This is a genomic window from Pseudomonas sp. PI1 (genome assembly GCF_000812405.1).
GTDB lineage: Bacteria > Pseudomonadota > Gammaproteobacteria > Pseudomonadales > Pseudomonadaceae > Pseudomonas > Pseudomonas citronellolis.
This window is the reverse complement of the sequence record NZ_JWMC01000081.1, coordinates 1-19,079: the sequence shown is the minus strand read 5'-3', so window position 1 is coordinate 19,079 and position 19,079 is coordinate 1. Positions and strand designations below refer to the sequence as shown.

The window sequence follows — 19,079 nt, the reverse complement described above, 5'->3', positions numbered from 1 at the left end:
GGTCCTTTGACCGAAAAGCCTGTCCGCGGCTTTGTATCCCCCGCGACTTTTCTTACAGTGGCGGTAAACCCGCCGCGATCGCGTCGGTCGAATCCAGGAATCCCTGCCAAGGAGCGCTCCATGCCCAATACCCCCGACACCCACAGCAAGGTCATCGGCTACCTGCTGTGGATCTTCGGCTTCACCGGTTCGCACCGCTTCTACTATGGCAAGCCGGTCAGCGGGACCATCTGGTTCTTCACCCTCGGGCTGTTCTTCATCGGCTGGATCATCGACCTGTTCCTGATCCCCTCGATGGACGACGAGGCCGACCTGCGCTACCGCAGCGGCGCCCTGGACTACAACGTGGCCTGGATACTGCTGACCTTCCTCGGTGTGTTCGGCGTGCACCGCATGTACATGGGCAAGTGGCTGACCGGCATCCTCTACCTGTGCACTGGCGGCCTGTTCTTCCTCGGCGTGCTCTACGACTTCTGGACGCTCAACGCCCAGGTCTCCGAGCGCAACGGCCCGCAGCGGCTGTAAGCGTTCCTTGCCGGAAAGCCCGCCCACCGGCGGGCTTTTTCGTCAGCCGGCATGGCGATGGGCGCGCCGCCGGCCTATGGTCAGGAAGACCATAAAGGCGCGCCGCCGGGCGATCCCCGCGGCGCCGACAAGGAGTGGATGCCATGAGCAACGAACTTCGTCCTGCCGTACTCGACCTGATCGGCAACACGCCGCTGGTGCAGGTCAGCCGCTTCGATACCGGCCCCTGCACGCTGTTCCTCAAGCTGGAATCGCAGAACCCCGGCGGCTCGATCAAGGACCGCATCGGCGTGGCCATGATCGAGACCGCCGAGCGCGACGGTCGCCTGCAGCCCGGCGGGACCATAGTCGAGGCCACCGCCGGCAACACCGGCCTGGGCCTGGCCCTGGTGGGCCGCGCCAAGGGCTACCGGGTGGTGCTGGTGGTGCCGGACAAGATGTCCAGCGAGAAGGTCCTGCACCTCAAGGCCATGGGCGCCGAGGTGCACATCACCCGCTCCGACGTCGGCAAGGGCCACCCGGAGTACTACCAGGACGTGGCCGCGCGCCTGGCCGCGGAAATCCCCGGGGCCTTCTTCGCCGACCAGTTCAACAATCCGGCCAACCCCCTGGCCCACGAAACCAGCACCGCCCCGGAAATCTGGCAGCAGACCGGCCATGACCTGGACGCCATCGTCGTCGGCGTCGGCTCCGCCGGCACCCTCACCGGGCTGACGCGCTTCTTCCGCCAGGTGCAGCCGAACCTGGAAATGGTCCTGGCCGACCCGGTGGGCTCGGTGATGGCCGGCTACGTGCGCGACGGCACCCTCGGCGAGGTCGGTTCCTGGGCGGTGGAAGGCATAGGCGAGGACTTCATTCCCTCCATCGCCGACCTCTCCAGCGTGCGCCACGCCTATTCCATCAGCGACGAGGAAAGCTTCGCCCACGCCCGCGAGCTGCTGCGCGCCGAGGGCATTCCCGGCGGCTCCTCCACCGGCACCCTGCTGGCCGCCGCCCTGCGCTACTGCCGCGAGCAGACGCAGCCCAAGCGCGTGCTCAGCTTCGTCTGCGACACCGGCACGCGTTACCTGTCCAAGGTCTACAACGACCAGTGGATGACTGACCAGGGCCTGCTGCAGCGCAAGCGCTACGGCGACCTGCGCGACATCATCGCGCGGCGCTTCGAGGAGGGTCGGGTGATCAGCGTGGGGCCGGACGACACCCTGCTCACCGCCTTCCAGCGCATGCGCCTGGCCGATGTCTCGCAGCTGCCGGTGCTGGCCAACGGCAGGCTGGTCGGGGTCATCGACGAATCCGACATCCTGCTGGGCGTGCATGCCGACGCCAGCCACTTCCGCCAGCCGGTGGCCAGCGCCATGACCACCCGCCTGGAAACCCTGGCCCCGGACGCCAGCCTGGCCGAACTGCAGGCCGAGCTGGACCGTGGCCTGGTCGCCATCATCGCCGACTCCTCGGGCTTCCATGGCCTGATCACCCGTTTCGACTTGCTCAACCACCTCCGGAGAACGCTCCCATGAGCCAGGATTCCAAGGCCCCGCGCGGTTTCGCCACGCGGGTCATCCACGCCGGCCAGGCGCCCGACCCTTCCACCGGCGCGCTGATGCCGCCGATCTACGCCAACTCCACCTACCTGCAGGACAGCCCTGGGGTGCACAAGGGCCTGGACTACGGGCGCTCGCACAACCCCACGCGCTGGGCCCTGGAGCGCTGCGTGGCGGACCTGGAGGGCGGCAGCAAGGCGTTCGCCTTCGCCTCCGGGCTGGCGGCCATCTCGGCGACCCTGGAATTGCTCGATGCCGGCTCGCACATCGTGTCCGGCAACGACATCTACGGTGGCACCTTCCGCCTGTTCGAGCGCGTGCGCCGGCGCAGCGCCGGGCACGAATTCAGCTTCGTCGACCTCACCGACATCGGCGCCATCGAAGCCGCGCTGCGCCCGGAAACACGCATGGTGTGGATCGAGACGCCGAGCAACCCGCTGCTGCGCCTGGCCGACCTGGAGGCCATCGCCCGCCTGTGCCGCAGCCGCGGCATCCTCTGCGTAGCCGACAACACCTTCGCCAGCCCGCGTATCCAGCGCCCGCTGGAGCTGGGCTTCGACGTGGTGGTGCATTCGACCACCAAGTACCTGAACGGCCACTCCGACGTCATCGGCGGCATCGCCGTGGTCGGCGACAACCCGGAACTGGCTGAGCGCCTGGGCTTCCTGCAGAACGCCGTGGGCGCCATCGCCGGCCCCTTCGACGCCTTCCTCACCCTGCGTGGGGTGAAGACCCTGGCACTGCGCATGGAGCGGCACTGCGCCAACGCCCTGGAACTGGCCCAGTGGCTGGAACGCCAGCCGCAGGTGGCGCGGGTGCACTACCCGGGCCTGCCCTCGCACCCGCAGCACGAGCTGGCCAAGCGGCAGATGAACGGCTTCGGCGGGATGATCTCGATGGACCTGGCCACTGACCTGGCCGGCTCGAAACGCTTCCTGGAGAACGTGCGCATCTTCGCCCTGGCCGAGAGCCTGGGTGGGGTGGAGAGTCTGATCGAGCATCCGGCGATCATGACCCATGCCACCATTCCGCCGGCTACCCGGGCTGAGCTGGGGATAGGCGATGCGCTGGTGCGGTTGTCGGTGGGGGTGGAGGATGTCGAGGATCTGCGTGCGGATTTGGCGCAGGCGTTGGCGACTATCTAGGGGCGGGGGCTTTTTTGTAGGAGCGAGCTTGCTCGCGAACGGTGCTTTCCGGCCATGCTGTGCATGAGGTCACCTCCGTCCCCTCTCCCCAGCCCTCTCCCTGAAGGGAGAGGGGGCTTGTTCGTGCCGAGAGAAGGCCTGGTTTCAGCCGGCAGTCTCTGTGCTAGCCGGCTGACGCCAGCACATCCAACTCTGCCCAACGGTCCCCTCTCCCTTCAGGGAGAGGGTTAGGGAGAGGGCGCTCTAAAGCTCAACGCCAAAAATCGCCTGCAAGCCCCCTTCGCGAGCAAGCTCGCTCCTACAGGAAAAGAAGAAGCCCGCCGGATGGCGGGCTTCTTCTTCATGCCTGGGCAACTCAGATGGCATGCACGATATGCCCATCCACCAGCGTACAGCGCACCGCGCCCGGCAGGCAGTGGCCCATGAACGGGCTGTTCTGTCCGCGGGAGTACCAGGTCTCGCCGGCCAGGGTCTGGCCCTCGGCCTCGAACAGCACCAGGTCTGCCGCCTCGCCCACCGCTATGCGGCCGGCCGGCAGGCGCAGCGCGGCGGCCGGGCCGGTGGTCAGGCGCGCCAGCAGGGTCGGCAGGTCGAGCAGGCCGTCCTGCACCAGGGTCATGGCCAGCGGCAGCAGCAGTTCGACGCTGCTGATGCCCGGCTCGGTGTCGGCGAAGGGGGCGTTCTTGGCGTCCGCCTCGTGGGGCTGGTGGTGGCTGGCGATGGCTTGTATCACGCCGCTCTTCACCGCCTCGCGCAGGGCGTCGCGGTCCTTGCGCGAGCGCAGCGGCGGTTGCACGTGGTAGAGGCTGGAGAAGTCGGCCAGGGCCTCGTCGGTGAGGATCAGCTGGTACAGCGCCACGTCGGCGGTCACCGGCAGGCCGCGGGCCTGGGCCTGGGCGATCATCTCCACGCCGCGGGCGCTGGTCAGCTGGCTGAAGTGCGCGCGCACGCCGCTCTGCTCCACCAGCAGCAGGTTGCGGGCCAGGGCTACGGTCTCGGCGCTCTCGGGGATGCCGGCCAGGCCGCGGAAGCTGGCGGTGGGGCCGTCGTGGGCCAGGCCGCCCTGGGCCAGTTCGGCATCCTGGGAGGTGAAGATCACCGTCAGGTCGAAGGTCGCCGCGTACTCCAGCGAGCGCAGCAGCACGCGGTTGCTGGCCAGCGGCGCCAGGCCGTTGCTGAAGGCCACGCAGCCGGCGTCGCGCAGGGCGGCCAGCTCGGACAGCTGCTCGCCGGCCAGGCCGCGGGTCAGCGCGCCTATGGGGAAGACCTTGGCGTTGCCGGCCTCGCGGGCGCGGTCGAGGATCAGTTCGGCCACCGCCGGGGTGTCCAGCACCGGCTTGGTCTGCGGCGGGCAGCACAGGCTGGTGACGCCGCCGGCGCTGGCGGCGCGGGTTTCGCTCTCGATGTTGCCCTTGCGGCTATAGCCCGGCTCGCGCAGGGCCACGTTCAGGTCCACCAGGCCGGGCGCGGCGATCAGGCCGGCGGCGTCCAGCTCCTGGGCGGCGTGGAAATCGGCCGGGGCCTGGCCCAGGGCGATGATCCTGCCGGCTTCTATATGGACGTCGCAGACCTGGTCCAGGCCGCTGGCTGGGTCGATGACGCGGGCGCCGTGAATGCTGACGGTCATTGCGCGTCCTCCTGTTCCAGCTGGCGTTGGGCGTTCTGCCCGCTCATGGCCATGGACAGCACGGCCATGCGGATGGCGATCCCGTAGGTCACCTGGTTGAGGATCACCGACTGCTCGCCGTCGGCTACCGCGGATTCGATCTCCACGCCGCGGTTGATCGGCCCCGGGTGCATGACGATGGCATCGGGCTTGGCCAGCTTCAGGCGCTTCTGGGTCAGGCCGTAGAGCTTGAAGAACTCGCCTTCGCTGGGCAGCAGGCCGCCCTGCATGCGCTCGCGCTGCAGGCGCAGCATGATGACCACGTCGACGTCCTTGAGGCCTTCGTTGGCGTCGGTGAACACCTTCACCCCGTAGACCTCCTCCAGGCCGATCGGCAGCAGGGTGCGCGGGGCGATGACGCGGATGTCCGGGCAGCCGAGGGTCTTCAGCGCCAGCATGTTCGAGCGCGCCACCCGCGAGTGCAGGACGTCGCCGACGATGGCCACCGAGAGGTTCTCGAAGCTGCCCTTGTGGCGGCGGATGGTGAGCATGTCGAGCATGCCCTGGGTCGGGTGGCCGTGGCGGCCGTCGCCGCCGTTGATCACCGCCACCCTGGGGCTGACGTGTTCGGCGATGAAGTGCGCCGCGCCCGAGTCGCTGTGGCGCACGACGAACATGTCGGCGGCCATGGCCTCGAGGTTGCGCAGGGTGTCGGTGAGGGTCTCGCCCTTGCTGGTCGAGGAGGTCGACACGTTCAGCGTGATGACGTCGGCGGACAGGCGCTGGGCGGCCAGTTCGAAGGTGGTGCGGGTGCGCGTGGAGTTCTCGAAAAACACGTTGCACACGGTCTTGCCGCGCAGCAGCGGGACCTTCTTCACCGCGCGCGCGCCGACTTCGAGGAAGGAGTCGGCGGTGTCGAGGATTTCGGTCAGCAGCTCGCGGGGCAGGCCGTCGAGCGAGAGGAAGTGGCGCAGCTGGCCCTGGTCGTTGAGCTGCAGCGGGCGCTTGGCGTCTGTCGGCATGGGGCAGGCCCTGAATGGTGGAAAGGGTGGCGCGCGCGTTCAGAGCGCGCTGATGAGAGTGCGCTCGAGGACGAGTGGTGCGGGACCGCGCAATTTTACCCTTTCATTGGGGGCCAGCGACAGGGTCTGGCCGACCACGTCGGGGCGGATCGGCAGCTCGCGGGCGTTCAGGTCCAGCAGGCAGACCAGGGTCACGCTGGCCGGGCGGCCGTAGTCGAACAGCTCGTTGAGCGCGGCGCGGATGGTGCGGCCGCTCATCAGCACGTCGTCGACCAGGACCAGGTGCTGGCCGTCGATCTCGAACGGCAGTTCCGACGGACGGACCTGCGGGTGCAGGCCGCTGCGGGTGAAGTCGTCGCGGTAGAAGGAGACGTCGAGGATGCCGAGGATCTCCTCGCTGTGCAGTTCCTTGAGCAGGGCCTGGGCGACCCAGATGCCGCCGGTGTGGATGCCGACGAAGCGCGGCGTGTCTATGCCGCGCTCGGCGAGGTGGTTGCGCAGGTCGGTGGCCATGCGCGGCAGGAGTTCGGCGGGACTGGGCAGGTTCATGACATCTCCTGGATGACTCGTGGCGGTCCAGGCTGGGCCGCCGTGGATTCCTCGGGCGCCCGTGTGCGGCGGGTACCCGCTCAAGATTAGCGCGTGTGCCGCGGCCGGCACTGCCGCAGGTCAAGCGCCGCCGTGGGCCTCCAGCCAGCCCTCGAGCAGCAGGGCCGCGGCCAGGGCGTCCACCGGGCGTTCGCGGTAGCCGTCGCGCTGGCCCTGGGCCAGGCGCTCGCCCTTGGCGGCGTAGGTGGTCAGGCGCTCGTCGTGGGTGTGCACCGGCAGGTTGTAGCGGCCGTGCAGGCGGCGGGCGAACTTCTCGGCGCGCTCGCTCATCTCGCTGGGCGTGCCGTCCATGTTCAGCGGCAGGCCGACGACGATGGCGTCCGGCTGCCATTCCTTGATCAGCGCCTCGACGCGGTTCCAGTCCGGCACGCCGTTCTGCGCCTTGAGCACGCAGAGTTCGCGGGCCTGGCCGGTGACCGCCTGGCCGACGGCGACGCCGATCTGCTTGGTGCCGTAGTCGAAGCCCAGCAGCAGGCGCGGCGCGCCCATCAGGCGTGCCCGGCCTGGGCGGTGAGCAGGCTGAGGTTGATCCCCAGGCGCTGTGCGGCGGCGGCCAGGCGCTGCTCGGCGGGCACGTCGAAGAGCACTTCCAGGTCCGCCGGGCAGGTCAGCCAGGCGTTGTCGGCCAGCTCGGCCTCCAGCTGGCCGGCTTCCCAGCCAGCGTAGCCGAGGGCGATGACGCTCTGCGCGGGGCCGCTGCCGTCGGCGATGGAGAAGAGCACGTCCTGGGAAGTGGAAAGGTTCAGCTCGCCCAGCTCCAGGGTGGCCTGGAACAGTTGCCCGGCCGGGTGCAGGACGAAGCCGCGGTCGGTCTGCACCGGGCCGCCGCTGTAGACGGTGATGCCCTGGCAACGCGCCGGCGGCAGGGGCTCGGGGCGCAGTTGCTCGAGCACGTCGCTGAGGTTCAGGCCGCTGGGGCGGTTGATCACCAGGCCCATGGCGCCCTGCTCGTTGTGCTCGACCAGGTAGGTCAGGGTCTGGGCGAAATTGGGATCGGCCATGTGCGGCATGGCGATCAGGAAATGGTGCTTGAGGTAGGTGGGCGCTGTATTCATGGCGCTAGTTTCAGGCTTGGGCGCGCGGCCTGCAAGCCGCCCGGAGGGGGCTATCGACTCGACAGGCGGTCGCCGCGCTCGAAGCGCCAGGTGCGGATGATTTCCAGGCGGTCGATGTCCGCCAGGTCGCCGCTGAACGGGGCGAAGGGCGCGGCCAGGCGGACGATGCGCTGGGCGGCCTGGTCGAGCAGCGGCTGCCCGGAGGACTCCAGCACCTGCACCTCATACAGCGAGCCGTCGCGGTTGATCGACACCAGCAGCCGCAGGCTGCCGTAGATGCGCTGGCGGCGGGCCTCGTCGGGGTAGTTGAGATTGCCGATGCGCTCGATCTTCTTGCGCCACTCCTCCTTGTACCAGGCGCCCTTGTCGCGCATGGTCGAGGCGGCGGTCAGGCGGTGGATGCGCGGGCGCTTGGCGTAGGCCTGGCGCTCCTTGGCAAGGTCCGCCTCGAGGCTGGAGATTTCCGCCGACAGCTGGCTGGAGTCGAACTGCGGCGCCGGCTGGGCGACCTGCTCGGCCTTGGGCTTCTGCGGCTTGGCCTGGACCTTCTGCGGCTTCGGCGCCCTGGTGGCCACGGCGGTCTTGGGCGATTCCGCCTCCTTGGCCTGCTTCGGCGTCGGCGGCGGGGCGACCTTCTTCGCCTCGCTGTCCTGGAACGGCGCCTGCTCGGTGGTCTTGGGGATGGCCTTGTGCTCGAGGGTGCCGCTGCCTTCCTGGTTCATCTGCGCCAGGTAGTCGGCCTTCTCCGGCTTCTTCTCGCTCTTGAAGGTGGCCAGGGTGATTTCCAGCGTCTTGCTCAGCTGGCTCGGGTGGGGCATGGAGAAGCCCACGCCGAGGATCAGCGCCACATGCAGCACCGCCGCCACGAACAGGGTGAAGCCCAGGCGGTCCGCCGGGCGGACGCCGGAGGACGGGAAGGCTTGGGGGGAGGTTGCAGCGTTCATTGCATATAGGGTTGGCCGGGGTGGGCGAAGTCTGCTTTCCCCGGCCGCCGCCTGCAAGCGGCAAGCGTCAAGTTGTCGGCTGCGTCAAACTTGCGCCGCCGCCGCGCGGGCCTTGAGCTTGCCCTCGATGGCGTCCATCAGGCGCTCGCCGATGCGGGTGTCGTAGGCCTTATCGATCTCGCGGATGCAGGTCGGGCTGGTGACGTTGATCTCGGTGAGGTAGTCGCCGATCACGTCCAGGCCGACGAACAGCAGGCCGCGCTCGCGCAGTTGCGGGCCGACCTGCTGGGCGATCCAGCGGTCGCGCTCGGTCAGCGGCTGGGCCACGCCGCGGCCGCCGGCGGCGAGGTTGCCGCGCGTCTCGCCCTGGGCCGGGATGCGCGCCAGGCAGTATTCCACCGGCTCGCCGTCGATCATCAGGATACGCTTGTCGCCATCCTTGATCTCCGGGATGTAGCGCTGCGCCATGATCTGCTGGTGGCCGTGCAGGGTCAGGGTCTCGAGGATCACCGAGAGGTTCGGGTCGCCTTCGCGGTGGCGGAAGATCATGGTGCCGCCCATGCCTTCGAGGGGTTTGAGAATGATGTCACGATGTTCGGCGGCGAACTCGCGCAGAATGTCGGCGCGCCGTGTGACCAGTGTCGGCGGCGTGCACTGCGGGAACAGCGTGGCGAAGAACTTCTCGTTGCAGTCGCGCAGGCTCTGCGGGCGGTTCACCACCAGGGTGCCGGCGCGCTCGGCCTGTTCCAGCAGGTAGGTGGAGTAGATGTACTCGTTGTTGAAGGGCGGGTCCTTGCGCATCAGGATCACGTCCAGCTCGGCGAGCGGCAGGTCGATCTCCTGGTCCAGCTCGTACCAGCGCTCGGCGTCGTCGAAGACCTTCAGGGGGCGGATCTTGGCCCGTGCGGCGTTCGCTTTCTGGTAAAGATCCTGTTGTTCCATGTAGAACAGCGTCCAGCCACGGGCCTGGGCCGCCAGCAGCATCGCCAGGGAGCTGTCCTTCTTGAAGTTGATGCTCGCGATGGGGTCCATCACGATGCCCAGGCGTACGCTCATGGGGAGTCCTCCGAAAGGGGGTGGTGCGGCGACGAACCGCGCCGAAAAGGGCGGAAAAGGATGCTCAGGGTGGCGCCGGATATGTGCCCGGTCAAGGAAAAAGCCAGCGCATCCGGGGTGTTATGGATGGATGCGGGAGAGTGTGCTAAAAGACTCCGACGATTGGGTCGCAGCCCGAACGGTGGCAGGGCGTCAGCGCACTGAATATAAGACAGTAACGATTCACCGAGATGGTAAAAGGGCGAACATGGAACAGCATTCCGATGGTTTGAAGGTGATGGTCATCGACGATTCCAAGACGATCCGTCGTACCGCCGAAACCCTGCTCAAGAAAGTCGGCTGCGATGTCATCACGGCCATCGATGGCTTCGACGCGCTGGCGAAGATCGCCGACACCCATCCGAACATCATCTTCGTCGACATCATGATGCCTCGGCTCGACGGCTATCAGACCTGCGCCCTGATCAAGAACAACAGCGCCTTCAAATCCACCCCGGTGATCATGCTGTCCTCCAAGGACGGCCTGTTCGACAAGGCCAAGGGTCGTATCGTCGGCTCCGACCAGTACCTCACCAAGCCCTTCAGCAAGGAAGAGCTGCTCGGCGCCATCAAGACCCACGTGCCCGACTTCACCCCGGTGGAGCAAGCTTCCTGATGTCCGGCCCTGCGTGCCGGTGATGCCTTTTCCTGGGGGACCCCATGGCTCGAATCCTCATTGTTGATGACTCTCCGACCGAGATGTACAAGCTGACCGCGATGCTGGAGAAGCACTCGCACCAGGTGCTCAAGGCGGAGAACGGCGCCGACGGCGTCGCCCTGGCCCGGCAGGAGAAGCCGGACGTGGTCCTGATGGACATCGTCATGCCCGGGCTGAACGGCTTCCAGGCCACCCGGCAGCTGTCCAAGGACCCGGAGACCAGCGCCATCCCGGTCATCATCGTCACCACCAAGGACCAGGAGACCGACAAGGTCTGGGGCAAGCGCCAGGGCGCTCGCGACTACCTGACCAAGCCGGTCGACGAAGAAACGCTGCTCAAGACCATCAATGCGGTACTCGCCGGCTGACGCCGGGCGGGGCCCGAATAACTATTAGAAAAGGCCAGGGCCGGCATGTCTGAAGTCCAGAGTCCCTTCCAGCTTCTCGTCGAGATCGACCAGCGCTGCCGTCGCCTGGCTGCCGGCCTGCCGGCGCAGCGCGAGGTCGTGCAGAGCTGGAACGGCATCGGCTTCCGCATGGCCGGCCGCCTGTTCGTGGCGCCCATGGGGGAGGTCGGCGAAGTGCTCCACGAGCCGCGCTACACCCTGTTGCCCGGCGTGCGCGAGTGGGTCCGGGGCGTGGCCAACGTCCGCGGTCGGCTGCTGCCGATCATGGACCTGTGCGGATTTCTCGGCGCGGAGCTGTCGCCGTTGCGCAAGCAGCGCCGCGTGCTGGTGGTGGAACACGGGGAGGTGTTCGCCGGGCTCATCGTCGATGAGGTCCTGGGCATGCAGCACTTCCCGGTGGACGCCTTCAGCGAGCAGTTGCCACCCCTGGAGGCGGCGCTGCAACCCTTTGTTCATGGCGTATTCCATCGAGAGCAGCCCTGGCTGGTATTCAGCCCGCATGCCCTGGCGCAGCACCCGGGCTTCCTCGACGTCGCCAGCTAGTTGAAAACGGTTGGGTCGGGAACTTCCGGCCCGTGTCGTGACATGGAAACCGAAATCGTGGTGGGTCCAGGCGGGGGCCGTATATGAAGAAAATCAAGACAGGCAATCTCTTTGCGGGGACGCGCAGCAGTTCACTGATCGCGGGGCTGTTCATCGTCCTGATCGTCTCGATCGTGCTGTTGTTCGCCAACTTCGCCTACCTCAACACCCAGTCGAACCACGACAAGCAGTACATCGGCCACGCCGGCGAACTGCGCGTGCTGTCGCAGCGGATCGCCAAGAACGCCACGGAAGCCGCGGCGGGCAAGAGCGAGGCGTTCAAATCGCTGAAGGAGGCCCGCAACGACTTCGAGAAGCGCTGGAACGTGCTGCTCAAGGGTGACGAGAGCACCGGCCTGCCGCCGAGCCCTACCGCCGTCCAGGCGCAGATGGCCGACGTGCAGAAGGACTGGGACCTGCTGCGCAAGAACACCGACTCCATCCTCGCCAGCGAACAGACCGTGCTCTCGCTGCACCAGGTGGCCGCGACCCTCGCCGAGACCATCCCGCAGCTGCAGGTGACCTACGAGGAAGTGGTGGACATCCTCCTGGAAAGCGGCGCGCCGGCCGACCAGGTCGCCGTGGCCCAGCGCCAGTCACTGCTCGCCGAACGTATCCTCGGCTCGGTGAACAAGGTGCTCGCCGGCGACGAGAACTCGGTGCAGGCCGCCGACAGCTTCGGCCGCGACGCCAGCCTGTTCGGCCGGGTGCTCAAGGGCATGAAGGAAGGCAACGCGGCGATGAGCATCTCCAAGGTGACCAACGCCGAGGCGGTGGACCGCCTCAACGAGGTTTCCGAGCTGTTCGAGTTCGTTTCCGGCTCGGTGGACGAGATCCTCGAGACCTCGCCGGAACTGTTCCAGGTCCGCGAATCCGCCAACACCATCTTCAGCAGCTCGCAGACCCTGCTGGACAAGGCCTCCAAGCTGGCCGACGGCTTCGAGAACCTGGCCGGCGGCCGGCACCTGAACCAGGTGGCGAGCGTCGCCCTGGGCATCCTCGCCCTCGGCTCGATCATCCTCATCGGCCTGGTGATGGTGCGCGAGACCAACCGCCGCCTCGCCGAGACCGCCGAGAAGAACGAACGCAACCAGGCGGCGATCCTGCGGCTGCTCGACGAGATCGCCGACCTCGCCGACGGTGACCTGACCGTGGCCGCGACCGTGACCGAGGACTTCACCGGCGCCATCGCGGACTCCATCAACTACTCCATCGACCAGCTCCGCGAGCTGGTGGAAACCATCAACCTCACCGCCGTGCAGGTGGCCGCCGCCGCCCAGGAAACCCAGGCCACGGCGATGCACCTGGCCGAGGCCTCCGAGCACCAGGCCCAGGAAATCGCCGGCGCCTCCGCCGCGATCAACGAAATGGCCGTGTCCATCGACCAGGTATCGGCGAACGCCAGCGAGTCCTCCGCGGTGGCGGAACGTTCCGTGGCCATCGCCAACAAGGGCAACGAGGTGGTGCACAACACCATCACCGGCATGGACAACATCCGCGAACAGATCCAGGACACCTCCAAGCGGATCAAGCGCCTGGGCGAATCGTCCCAGGAGATCGGCGACATCGTCAGCCTGATCAACGACATCGCCGACCAGACCAACATCCTCGCCCTGAACGCCGCGATCCAGGCGTCCATGGCCGGTGACGCGGGCCGCGGCTTCGCCGTGGTGGCGGACGAGGTACAGCGCCTGGCGGAACGTTCCTCCGCCGCGACCAAGCAGATCGAGGCGCTGGTGAAGACCATTCAGACCGACACCAACGAAGCGGTGATCTCCATGGAGCAGACCACCTCCGAAGTGGTGCGCGGCGCCCGCCTGGCGCAGGACGCCGGTGTGGCCCTGGAAGAGATCGAGAAGGTATCCAAGACCCTGGCGGCGCTGATCCAGAACATCTCCAACGCCGCCCGTCAGCAGGCGTCGTCCGCCGGCCACATTTCCAACACCATGAACGTGATCCAGGAGATCACCTCGCAGACCTCCGCCGGTACCACCGCCACTGCGCGCAGCATCGGCAACCTGGCGAAGATGGCGAGCGAGATGCGCAACTCGGTATCCGGCTTCAAACTGCCGGACCTGGCAGAACGGGCCTGAGCGGAGGTGCGCGGGGCTGAAGGGCGCCGCGCACGACAGTCTTGAGCGAGAGGCGCGACATGCAGGCAACTGGCGTCTGGTCGTTGCAGCCGTTGGCCGACATGTCGGCGGCGGAGTTCCGCGACTGGCAGGCTCTGCTGGAAGAACGCACCGGCGTGGTGGTCAACGAACAGCGCCGGACCTTCCTGCAGACCAGCCTGGGCGCGCGTATGCGCGAGCTGGGCATCGGCGACTACGCCAGCTACTACCGCCAGGTCACCGACGGCCCGCGGGGCGCGGTGGAGTGGTCGAACCTGCTGGACCGCCTGACCGTCCAGGAAACCCGCTTCTTCCGCCACCTCGCGTCCTTCGAGCTGCTCGCCGGCTACGTCCGCGAGCGCCTGCCGGCGCTGGGGCGGCCGCTGGCGTTGTGGAGCGTGGGCTGTTCCAGCGGCGAGGAGCCGTACTCGCTGGCCATGGTGGTCGCCGAGGCGCTGCGCGAGCTGGAACTGCCGTCGCTGTACGGGGTGAGCGGCACCGATATAAGCCTCAGCGCCCTGGGCAAGGCCCGCGAGGCGCTGTACCCGGCGCGCAAGCTGGCGGATGTCGAGGACGAACTGCGGCAACGCTATTTCCGGGAAGAGGCCGACGGCCGCTACCGGGTTCGACCCGAGCTGGCCGAGCGGGTGTGCTGTACGCGATTGAACGTGCTGGACCTGGGGCAGGCGCCCATGTCCGGCCTGGACGTGATCTTCTGTCAGAACCTGTTGATCTACTTCCGCCGCTGGCGGCGCCGGGACATCCTCAACCGCCTGGCCGAGCGCCTGGCGCCGGGTGGGCTGCTGGTGATAGGCGTTGGCGAGGTTGCCGAATGGCAGCACCCGGACCTGGTGCCGGTGGCCGACGAGCGGGTTCTGGCCTTTACCCGGAAGGGATGACACAGACACATGAGTGGAGTGGCTATGGGTGATCGGCACGATTATGTCGCCCTGGAATGGGTGAAAGGCGAGATCGCCGAAACCCTCAAGCAGGCGCGGCAGGCCCTGGAGGCGTTCGTCGAGAACCCGCAGGACCCCACGCGCATGGGTTTCTGCCTGGCCCACGTCCACCAGGTGCGGGGCACCCTGCAGATGGTGGAGTTCTATGGCGCCGCCCTGCTCGCCGAGGAAATGGAGCAGCTCACCCAGGCGCTGATCGACCAGCGCGTGCCCAGCCAGGGCGAGGCCCTGGAAGTGCTGATGCAGGCCATCCTGCAACTGCCGGTGTACCTGGACCGCATCCAGAGCGCGCGCCGCGACCTGCCGATGGTGGTGCTGCCGCTGCTCAACGACCTGCGCGCCGCCCGCGGCGAGAAACTGCTCTCGGAAACCAGCCTGTTCGCCCCCGACCTGTCCGGCGGCAAGCCGCTGCTGCCTCACGACGCCCTGGCGCGCCTGCGCACCTCCGAGCTGCCGACGCTGCTGCGCAAGCTGCGGCAGATGCTGCAGGTGGCGCTGGTCGGGGTGATCCGCAACCAGGACCTGCCGACCAACCTGGGCTACATGGCGCGGGTCTTCGCCCGCCTCGAATCGCTGTGCAAGGAGGCCCCGCTGGGCCGCCTGTGGACCATCGCCTCGGCTATGGTCGAGGGCCTGGCCAACGGCAGCATCGCCAACGGCACCACGGTGCGCAACCTGCTGCGCCAGGTCGACCGCGAGTTCAAGCGCCTGGTCGAGGAGGGCGCCGACGGGATGAACCAGGCGGCGCCCGACGAACTGGTGAAGAACCTGCTGTTCTATGTGGCCAAGGCGTCCGACCAGTCGCCCAAGGTGCGCGAGGTCAAGGACGAGTACCGTCTCGACGAGGCGCTGCCCGGCGCCGCCGTGGTGGACGAGGAACGCGCCCGCCTGGCCGGCCCGGACCGCGACGCCATGCGCTCGGTGGTCGGCGCCCTGTGCGAGGAACTGGTGCGGGTCAAGGACAGCCTCGACCTCTTCGTGCGCAGCGACCGCTCCTCGGTGGCGGACCTCCAGGCCCTGGTGACGCCGCTCAAGCAGATCGCCGACACCCTGGCGGTGCTCGGCTTCGGCCAGCCGCGCCGGGTGATCCTCGACCAGCTCGAAGTGGTCGGCGCCCTGGCCGACGGTCGCCGTGAACCCAGCGACGCCACCCTGATGGACGTCGCCGGCGCGCTGCTCTACGTCGAGGCCACCCTGGCCGGCATGGCCGGGCCCAGCGAGGAACATGGCGACGAGGAGAGCCGCCTGCCGACCACCGACGTGGCGCAGATCCACCAGGTGGTGATCAAGGAGGCGCGCAACGGCCTGGAGCTGGCCAAGGACGCCATCATCGAGTTCATCGCCTCGCAGTGGAACCACGAGCACCTGGCGCGGGTGCCGGAACTGCTGACCCAGGTCCGCGGCGGCCTGGAAATGATCGATCAGGGGCGCGCGGCCCGGCTGCTGGAGGCCTGCAACCGCTACATCCAGGAACAACTGCTGGCGCGCCAGGCGGTGCCGGACTGGCACAGCCTGGACACCCTGGCCGACGCCATCACCGGCGTCGAGTACTACCTCGAACGCCTCTCCGAGGACCAGGGCAGCTCCGGCGAGCTGATCCTCGACGTCGCCGAGGAGAGCCTGGAACAGCTGGGCTATCCGCTCAAGCCGCGGCCTTCCATCCTCGACATGCCGACGCCCGACGCCCCGGCGGACGAGGCGCTGGCGGAAATCGACCTGCTGGCGACCAGCGCCGCCGCCGACGTGCTGGCGGAACAGGGCGCCGTCGACGAGCTGCAGGCGCCGGACGACATAGTGCCCGAGGCCGCCCAGGCCTTCGCCGCCGAGCCCGGCTGGGAACCGGCCAATGCCGGCGATCTCGCCCAGCCCGGCGACGAGCTGGCCTGGGACCTGCCGGCCACCGAGGAAGCGGCGCCGATCCGCGAGGACGTCGAGGCGCCGTTGCTGGTCTCCGACGACAACTGGACCCTGGCCGAGCCCGAGACGCCGGCGCTCGACGATGCCGGCGTCGACTTCAGCCTGGACGCGCCGTTGGAATCGCCCGCCGAGCCGGTGGAGCCGAGCTGGTCGCTGGACGAGAGCCTGTCCCTGGACAGCCTGGAGCCGCTGCCCGGCTCCGAAGTGGCGCCCGCAGCCCCGGGCCTGGCGGCCGCAGGCGATTCCTGGACCCTCGACGACCTGCCGGCCCTGGATGCCGCCGCGAGCCCCGCAGCCGCGGAAGGCGAAATCCAGTGGACGCTGGACGAAGAAACCCCCTCCACCTCCGACACCTCGTGGAGCCTGGACGACCTGCCGGCACTGGATGCCGGGGCCGAGCCGCAAACCAACCCGTCGGCGCCGGCCAGCGAACTCGAATGGGACCTGGCGTTCGACGCGCCGCAACCTGGTGATAGCGCACCGGCCCTGGGCGAATGGAGCCTGGAACCCCTCGCCGACGAGCCGCCGGCGAGCGACGAACTGCCCGCGCTGGAGCTGGATGCCCCGCTCGATGCGCCTGGGTCATCTCTGGAAGAACTGCCCGAGCTACCGGCCCCGGACCTCGACGAGGCCCCGGCCAGCGAGCAGCCCAGCGCCGCGGACCAAGCCTGGGAAGACCTGGACATGGCCGCGCTGGACCTGCCCGAGGTCGAGCTGCCATCACCGCCGATCGAGCCCGAGGCCGAGCCGGAGGAGGCGAAGCCGCTGTCCCTGGCCGAGGTGATGGCCACCCCGGCCCAGGCGATCAACCCGCCGGCCCGCGAGGTGCCGCCCAGCCTGCTGCCGCCGCCGGCCGACGAGGAACCGGTGGACGAGGAGCTGCGCGAGGTCTTCATCGAAGAGGCCGGCGAGGTCCTGGAAACCATCAACGAATACCTGCCGCGCTGGCAGGCCGACGTCGACGACCGCGAAGCGCTGACCGAGATCCGCCGCGCCTTCCACACCCTCAAGGGCAGCGGGCGCATGGTCCGGGCTCTGGTGGTCGGCGAACTGGCCTGGTCCATCGAGAACCTGCTCAACCGCGTGCTCGACCGCAGCATCGCGGCCAGCGCGCCGGTGCTGCAGGTAGTCGGCGACGTGGTGGCGCTGATGCCGTCGCTGGTGGACGAGTTCGCCGCCAGCGCGCAGCGTCAGCGCGACGATGTCGACCAGCTCGCCGCCACCGCCCACGCCCTGGCCAAGGGCGAACCGGTGCCGCCGCCGGAAGGCGGGGAAACACCGGCGGTCGAAGAGGTGGCGCTGGAGCCGGCGGTCGAAGCCGCGGCCCTGGACGAAGGTCTCGACCCGCAGCTGCTGGAAATCTTCCGCAACGAGGCCGAAGCCCACCTGGAAACCCTCGGCGGCTTCCTCGCCGACTGCGACCGCGAGCTGCCCCAGCCGGTCACCGACGACCTGCAACGCGCCCTGCACACCCTCAAGGGCAGCGCGCACATGGCCGGCATCCTGCCGATCGCGGAAATCGCCACGCCGCTGGAGCGGCTGGTGAAGGAGTTCAAGACCAACCTGCTGCAGGTCGACCTGCGCGAGGCCGAGCTGCTGCGCGAGGCCGAGCGCCTGCTCAGGGTGGGTCTGCAACAACTGGACGCCGGCCGTCCGCTGGCGCACATCGACGGCGGCGACGAGTTGCTGCAGCGCATCGCCCAGGTCCAGCAGGAGCGCCTGGAGGCCGCGGAGGCCAAGCGTCGCGGCGAAAGCGGCGAGAGCGGCGGCGATCCGCAGATGCTCAGCCTGTTCCTCGCCGAGGGCATGAACATACTGCTGGACGCCGAGGACCTGCTCGGCCGCTGGCGCGAACACCCCCACGAAGGCCAGGAGCTGGGCGCCCTGCACGAGGAGCTGGCGACACTGGCCAAGGGCGCGCAGCAGGCCGAGCTGCCGCAGATGGCCGAACTCTGCGAGGCGCTGCTGGCCGTCTACGGCGCGGTGCAACAGGGCCGGCTGGCGGTGAGCGACGACTTCTTCGGCGCCGCCGAAGACGCCCACGAGGCGTTGATCGGCATGATGGACCAGGTGGCCGCGGCGTTGCAGGTCAGCGCCTGCCCGCAACAGGTCGAGGCCCTGCAGCGCCTGCTCCAGGCGCCCGCCGTGGAGGCCGATGAGGCATCCGAGCCGGTGCAGGCGGAGGCCGACGGCGAGAGCGATTTCATCGACCTCGACCAGCTCACCGCCGACGACTTCCCGCTGGAGGACGAAGAGCTGCTGCTCGACCGCCCCACCGCACCGGAAGACCTGCCCGAAGGCCTGAAATGGCCGGCGGCGCCGCTCGCCGAGGCGCAGGAGCCCGCGCCGGTCGAGCCGGAAGACGTTCGCGCGGCCAACCCCGTGCAGACGCTGGACGAGGAAATGGTGGCGATCTTCCTCGAAGAGGCCGTGGACATCCTCGACAGCGCCGGCCAGGCCCTGGCGCAGTGGAGCCAGGCCCCGGAGACGCCGGCGCCGCTGTCCACCCTGCAGCGCGACCTGCACACCCTCAAGGGTGGCGCGCGCATGGCCGAGATCCGCGAGATCGGCGACCTGTCCCATGAACTGGAATCGCTCTACGAAGGTCTGCTCGACCAGCGCTTCCAGGCCGGCCCCGGCCTGGCCGGGCTGCTCCAGGCCTGCCACGACTGCCTGGCGCAGCAGCTCGACCAGTTGCAGGCCGGGCAGCCGCTGACCGACCCGGACGCCCTGATCCAGCGCATCCGCGCCTTCCGCCAGAACCCCGAGTCGGCCTTGACCGCCGCGCCGGCCGAGCCGCAGCCTGAAGCCGAAGCCGAAGCCGAAGCCGAAGCCGAAGCCGAAGCCGAAGCCGAAGCCGAAGCCGAAGCCGAAGCCGAAGCCGAAGCCGAAGCCGAAGCCGA

Annotated in this window: 16 protein-coding genes; 9 read left to right on the top strand and 7 right to left on the bottom strand. The window is 68.5% G+C overall.

Annotated features, from left to right (window positions below; genetic code table 11):
• The first annotated feature begins 120 nt into the window (after nucleotides 1-120).
• From RN02_RS25690 to RN02_RS25680, 3 genes are all read left to right on the top strand, one after another.
• On the top strand, nucleotides 121-525 hold the full coding sequence (locus RN02_RS25690; RefSeq protein WP_043269499.1) for an NINE protein: 405 nt from the start codon (nucleotides 121-123) through the stop codon (nucleotides 523-525).
• Between the two features lie 143 nt (nucleotides 526-668).
• Nucleotides 669-2,042, top strand: coding sequence for a pyridoxal-phosphate dependent enzyme (locus RN02_RS25685; RefSeq protein WP_043317854.1), 1,374 nt, complete (start codon nucleotides 669-671; stop codon nucleotides 2,040-2,042).
• Nucleotides 2,039-3,211, top strand: coding sequence for a cystathionine gamma-synthase (locus tag RN02_RS25680; RefSeq protein ID WP_043317852.1), 1,173 nt, complete (start codon nucleotides 2,039-2,041; stop codon nucleotides 3,209-3,211). The genes RN02_RS25685 and RN02_RS25680 overlap by 4 nt, the downstream gene beginning before the upstream one ends.
• 355 nt (nucleotides 3,212-3,566) lie before the next feature.
• Here the strand turns inward: RN02_RS25680 and RN02_RS25675 are convergent, their stop codons facing one another.
• From RN02_RS25675 to gshB, 7 genes are all read right to left on the bottom strand, one after another.
• Nucleotides 3,567-4,838, bottom strand: coding sequence for a dihydroorotase (locus RN02_RS25675; protein ID WP_043269493.1), 1,272 nt, complete (start codon nucleotides 4,836-4,838; stop codon nucleotides 3,567-3,569).
• Nucleotides 4,835-5,839, bottom strand: a complete 1,005-nt coding sequence (locus tag RN02_RS25670; protein WP_043269491.1) for an aspartate carbamoyltransferase catalytic subunit — start codon at nucleotides 5,837-5,839, stop codon at nucleotides 4,835-4,837. Before RN02_RS25670 ends, RN02_RS25675 begins: the two co-directional genes overlap by 4 nt.
• A 39-nt stretch (nucleotides 5,840-5,878) precedes the next feature.
• Entirely contained in the window at nucleotides 5,879-6,388 is a 510-nt protein-coding gene (gene pyrR, locus RN02_RS25665) for a bifunctional pyr operon transcriptional regulator/uracil phosphoribosyltransferase PyrR (protein ID WP_009615244.1), read from the bottom strand.
• A 120-nt stretch (nucleotides 6,389-6,508) separates the two neighbouring features.
• Entirely contained in the window at nucleotides 6,509-6,937 is a 429-nt protein-coding gene (gene ruvX / locus RN02_RS25660; RefSeq protein ID WP_009615245.1) for a Holliday junction resolvase RuvX, read from the bottom strand.
• On the bottom strand, nucleotides 6,937-7,503 hold the full coding sequence (locus RN02_RS25655) for a YqgE/AlgH family protein (RefSeq protein WP_009615246.1): 567 nt from the start codon (nucleotides 7,501-7,503) through the stop codon (nucleotides 6,937-6,939). Before RN02_RS25655 ends, ruvX begins: the two co-directional genes overlap by 1 nt.
• Before the next feature lie 50 nt (nucleotides 7,504-7,553).
• The gene (locus RN02_RS25650) at nucleotides 7,554-8,447 is read right to left on the bottom strand and encodes an energy transducer TonB (RefSeq protein WP_043317850.1); all 894 of its coding nucleotides are present in this window, start codon (nucleotides 8,445-8,447) and stop codon (nucleotides 7,554-7,556) included.
• Nucleotides 8,448-8,531: 84 nt separating this feature from the next.
• On the bottom strand, nucleotides 8,532-9,503 hold the full coding sequence (gshB, locus tag RN02_RS25645) for a glutathione synthase (RefSeq protein ID WP_043317848.1): 972 nt from the start codon (nucleotides 9,501-9,503) through the stop codon (nucleotides 8,532-8,534).
• A 247-nt stretch (nucleotides 9,504-9,750) separates the two neighbouring features.
• Between gshB and pilG the strand changes: the two genes are divergently transcribed.
• The 6 genes from pilG to RN02_RS25615 form a co-directional block, all read left to right on the top strand.
• Nucleotides 9,751-10,158 (top strand): twitching motility response regulator PilG, encoded by a 408-nt coding sequence (pilG, locus tag RN02_RS25640; protein WP_009615249.1) that lies wholly within the window; start codon nucleotides 9,751-9,753, stop codon nucleotides 10,156-10,158.
• Nucleotides 10,159-10,202: 44 nt separating this feature from the next.
• Nucleotides 10,203-10,568, top strand: a complete 366-nt coding sequence (gene pilH / locus RN02_RS25635; RefSeq protein ID WP_009615257.1) for a twitching motility response regulator PilH — start codon at nucleotides 10,203-10,205, stop codon at nucleotides 10,566-10,568.
• A 45-nt stretch (nucleotides 10,569-10,613) separates the two neighbouring features.
• Nucleotides 10,614-11,150 carry a chemotaxis protein CheW gene (locus RN02_RS25630; RefSeq protein ID WP_009615258.1) on the top strand — a complete coding sequence of 179 codons (537 nt, stop codon included), beginning with the start codon at nucleotides 10,614-10,616 and terminating at the stop codon, nucleotides 11,148-11,150.
• A gap of 83 nt (nucleotides 11,151-11,233) precedes the next feature.
• Complete coding sequence (locus RN02_RS25625; RefSeq protein WP_043317846.1) at nucleotides 11,234-13,282, top strand: methyl-accepting chemotaxis protein; 2,049 nt, start codon at nucleotides 11,234-11,236, stop codon at nucleotides 13,280-13,282.
• Between the two features lie 59 nt (nucleotides 13,283-13,341).
• Nucleotides 13,342-14,199, top strand: a complete 858-nt coding sequence (locus RN02_RS25620; RefSeq protein WP_009615260.1) for a protein-glutamate O-methyltransferase — start codon at nucleotides 13,342-13,344, stop codon at nucleotides 14,197-14,199.
• Between the two features lie 24 nt (nucleotides 14,200-14,223).
• The coding region (locus RN02_RS25615) for an Hpt domain-containing protein (RefSeq protein WP_236695226.1) at nucleotides 14,224-19,079 on the top strand (4,856 nt) is incomplete at its 3' end.

Bases quoted from the DNA above. Each gene is read 5' to 3' on its own strand.
- RN02_RS25675 (WP_043269493.1), bottom strand. From the start codon at position 4,838: ATGACCGTCAGCATTCACGGCGCCCGCGTCATCGACCCAGCCAGCGGC.
- RN02_RS25690 (WP_043269499.1), top strand. From the start codon at position 121: ATGCCCAATACCCCCGACACCCACAGCAAGGTCATCGGCTACCTGCTG.
- RN02_RS25620 (WP_009615260.1), top strand. From the start codon at position 13,342: ATGCAGGCAACTGGCGTCTGGTCGTTGCAGCCGTTGGCCGACATGTCG.
- RN02_RS25670 (WP_043269491.1), bottom strand. From the start codon at position 5,839: ATGCCGACAGACGCCAAGCGCCCGCTGCAGCTCAACGACCAGGGCCAG.
- ruvX (WP_009615245.1), bottom strand. From the start codon at position 6,937: ATGGGCGCGCCGCGCCTGCTGCTGGGCTTCGACTACGGCACCAAGCAG.
- RN02_RS25650 (WP_043317850.1), bottom strand. From the start codon at position 8,447: ATGAACGCTGCAACCTCCCCCCAAGCCTTCCCGTCCTCCGGCGTCCGC.
- RN02_RS25655 (WP_009615246.1), bottom strand. From the start codon at position 7,503: ATGAATACAGCGCCCACCTACCTCAAGCACCATTTCCTGATCGCCATG.
- pilH (WP_009615257.1), top strand. From the start codon at position 10,203: ATGGCTCGAATCCTCATTGTTGATGACTCTCCGACCGAGATGTACAAG.
- RN02_RS25630 (WP_009615258.1), top strand. From the start codon at position 10,614: ATGTCTGAAGTCCAGAGTCCCTTCCAGCTTCTCGTCGAGATCGACCAG.
- RN02_RS25625 (WP_043317846.1), top strand. From the start codon at position 11,234: ATGAAGAAAATCAAGACAGGCAATCTCTTTGCGGGGACGCGCAGCAGT.
- RN02_RS25685 (WP_043317854.1), top strand. From the start codon at position 669: ATGAGCAACGAACTTCGTCCTGCCGTACTCGACCTGATCGGCAACACG.
- pilG (WP_009615249.1), top strand. From the start codon at position 9,751: ATGGAACAGCATTCCGATGGTTTGAAGGTGATGGTCATCGACGATTCC.
- RN02_RS25680 (WP_043317852.1), top strand. From the start codon at position 2,039: ATGAGCCAGGATTCCAAGGCCCCGCGCGGTTTCGCCACGCGGGTCATC.
- pyrR (WP_009615244.1), bottom strand. From the start codon at position 6,388: ATGAACCTGCCCAGTCCCGCCGAACTCCTGCCGCGCATGGCCACCGAC.
- gshB (WP_043317848.1), bottom strand. From the start codon at position 9,503: ATGAGCGTACGCCTGGGCATCGTGATGGACCCCATCGCGAGCATCAAC.